The organism is Candidatus Cryosericum odellii (assembly GCF_003570935.1).
Lineage (GTDB): Bacteria > Caldisericota > Caldisericia > Cryosericales > Cryosericaceae > Cryosericum > Cryosericum odellii.
The window spans coordinates 1-3,067 of sequence record NZ_QXIU01000206.1 but is presented as its reverse complement, the minus strand read 5'-3'; the positions used below and the strand labels follow the sequence as shown (position 1 = coordinate 3,067).

Annotated in this window: 3 protein-coding genes; all 3 read left to right on the top strand. The window is 56.4% G+C overall.

The features are described 5' to 3' along the window. Window positions 1–435: PfkB family carbohydrate kinase (locus SMC5_RS08300; protein ID WP_243625032.1), on the top strand; the 435-nt coding region annotated here is incomplete at its 5' end. Continuing rightward, window positions 432–1,448, top strand: coding sequence for a BMP family ABC transporter substrate-binding protein (locus SMC5_RS08295; protein ID WP_119088109.1), 1,017 nt, complete (start codon window positions 432–434; stop codon window positions 1,446–1,448). The genes SMC5_RS08300 and SMC5_RS08295, both read left to right, overlap by 4 nt. Before the next feature lie 12 nt (window positions 1,449–1,460). Beyond that, a complete protein-coding gene (locus SMC5_RS08290; RefSeq protein ID WP_207799166.1) occupies window positions 1,461–3,014 on the top strand; it encodes an ABC transporter ATP-binding protein in 1,554 nt (517 codons plus the stop codon). The last annotated feature ends 53 nt before the right edge of the window (window positions 3,015–3,067 follow it).

The window sequence follows — 3,067 nt, the reverse complement described above, 5'->3', positions numbered from 1 at the left end:
GTGGACTACCTCATGCCGAACGAGGGTGAGGCACGTGCGCTTGCCGGAACCACCGATCTCAAAGAGGCTGCAGCAGTCCTTCTGGGCTTGGGCGCACGGACCGTCGTCGTGAAGCGGGGAGAAAAGGGTGCATTTGCGGTTGGCGCGTTCGAGAGTCCTGAGGTGCCCGCCTTTTCGGTGGTATCGGTCGATACGACTGCTGCAGGCGATTCTTTTCAGGGAGCATTTGCCGCGTCGATAGACTTGGGGTTTGACCCCGACATGGCGCTCTACTGGGCGATGGCTGCGGGTGCGCTTACGGTAACGCGGCCGGGTGCTCAGCAATCGATGCCGGACGAAGTGGAAGTGACTGCGTTTCTTGAGGCAAGGCTGCGCAAGGAAGACTGGATGCCCAGAGCAGCAGATCTGAAGGACAAAGGAGAAGAGTCGACATGAAGAGAATACTGTGTATATTGCTTGCGCTCATGATCATAGGCCTGTCATTTTCCGGTTGCAAGCCGACAGCAACTGGTCCTAAGACCGACAAAGTCGTCTACCTCATCAATGGAGCCCTTGGCGACAATGCGTTCTACGATTCTGGCCAGAAAGGGATCGACAATATCAAGAGCCAGTATGGAGTCGAGACCAGAACGATCGAGTGCAACTTCGATGCAGGCAAGTACGAGCCCGGATTGGAGGCTGCTGCACAATACAGCGACGTCGTGTTCGTCATTTCCTATGCGTTCGAGGACAACCTGAAAGCGATGGCTGACAAGTATCCAGACAAGATCTTCGTCAACATCGACACGATCGTTCAGAACAGCAAGAACACGATAACCTCCATCAAGTACATCGAAGAAGAGAGTGCGTTTCTCGCGGGCGTCTGTGCCGGTCTTACAACGACAGATATGAGCATCAAGAATGTCAACGCCGACAAGGTCGTCGGCGTTGTCGCAGCGGCGGATGATCCCGTCGTGATGGCTTTTGTAAAGGCCTATGAGGACGGTGTGCATTATATTGACAAGGCCATCAAGGTCGAGCGCGTCGTGCTCGCTGGCATTTGGGATGACCCGGCCAAAGGCAAGCAGGCCGCCCTTAGTCTCTATGACAAGAAATGCGATGTGGTATTCCAGGTAGCTTCTGAAACCGGCCTTGGTGTTCTGCAGGCAGCCAAGGAGCGTGGTCTGTACGCAATCGGCGTCGATACGAATCAGAACGATATCGAACCCGGTTACGTCATCGCATCGGACATCAAGGACGTGGGCAAGACCATCGAAGATGTCTACAAGACGATCAAGGACGGCACGTACAAGCCGGGTCAAGTTCTGAAGTACGGTATGAATACTGGTACTGTTGATTTGGTGACCGAGGCGAAGGTGCAAGTTCTTCCGCAGAGCATTCTCGATCGCATCAGTAAAGTCCGTCAGCAGATCATCGACGGTACGCTCGCGGTCACCAAGTACCAGTAGGACGGGCTGTTTGTGGCACGTGACGTCCTGATCGACCTGCAGCACATCACCAAGGTGTTTCCCCCGGACACCGTCGCGCTTGCTGACGTGTCGGTATCGTTTGAATCCGGCGAGATCCACGCGCTGGTCGGAGAGAACGGAGCTGGGAAGAGCACGCTCATGAAGGTGTTCTATGGCCTCGAGCGCCGAGACGCAGGGGACATTTTCTTCAGGGGTGCCAAGGTCGAATTCAGGACGCCACGTGAAGCGATTGCCGCCGGGATAGGTATGGTGCACCAGGAGATCCTGCTCATTCCGGAGTACACGGTATGGCAGAACATCGTCCTGGGCGCCGAGCCCGTCAGCGCTTTCGGGACAATCGATGTTCATAGGGCGCGTGAAGCAGTGCGCCAGAAGATCGAGGAGTTTCAGTTCAACTTGGATCCTGACACACTGGTAGGAGATATCTCGGTGGCTGCACGCCAAAAGGTCGAGATCCTCAAACTACTCTACCGGAATGTCTCCGTGCTTGTTCTGGACGAGCCGACGGCGGTTCTGACACCTCAGGAGATCCCCCAGCTGTTTACCGAATTGGCGCGTCTCAGGGACAAAGGACACACGATCATCTTCATATCTCACCGGCTGGACGAGGTCCTGACCTTGAGCGATCGGGTGACCGTCATGCGGCGTGGCAAGATCGTAGGTACGTCCGCTGCGTCTAAGCTCACGAAAGAGGATCTGGCTCGGCAGATGGTGGGAAGAGAGGTCCTGTTCACATCGCGGCGCCAGCCTCAGGAACCCGGAGAGATCGTCTTCCGTGCGCAAGGGCTGAATTGCAGCGACACCGAGCATCGCGCAAGACTGCATGACGCAAACGTCGAAGTGCGTGCCGGCGAGATCGTGGGAGTGGCCGGCGTCGAGGGGAACGGCCAGTTCGAGCTGGTGAACGCAATTATGGGTCTGGTCCCAATGACATCAGGGACACTTGAGGTGAAGGGGAAGGATATTACGCATGCCGACATCCTGACCAGACGGACGCTGATTGCGTTCGTTCCTCAGGACAGAGGAAAGATGGGTGCGAGTTTGGCGGCGTCCATTTTGGAGGATGCCATTATGACACACCACATCCTTGACCCACGGTTTCGCACGTGGAAGGGGCTTGGACTCAACTACCGGCATGCAGCCGAGTTTGTTGATCAGATTCGAGACCAGTTTGCTGTCAACATGGGGCACTTATCGGATCCGTTCCATTCGCTGTCGGGAGGCAACCAGCAGAAGGTGATTCTTGGTCGTGAGCTATTGCTGGAAACGCCGTTCGTCCTTATGGACCAGCCGACGCGAGGCTTGGACGTCGGTTCCATCGAATATGTCCATCAGCTGCTCCTGGCCCTGCGAAGCAAGAAACGGGCTGTCCTGTTGATATCGGCCGACCTCGACGAACTCTTCATGGTGGCCGACCGCATCGTCGTCATGTGCCAGGGCGACGTGGTCGCGGACCTTGCCACGGACGCGACGAATGGTGAAGAGGTCGGGTACTATATGCTCGGGGGAAAAAAGGATGCTGCACATGCGGAAACAGACTCTTAGCGGGATTCTCGGCGTCCTGGCTGCGTTCGTCATTGGAGCGCTCGTGCTGGCGC

Excerpts from the sequence above, each read along its gene's own strand:
- SMC5_RS08295 (WP_119088109.1), top strand. The coding sequence starts at position 432 with ATGAAGAGAATACTGTGTATATTGCTTGCGCTCATGATCATAGGCCTG.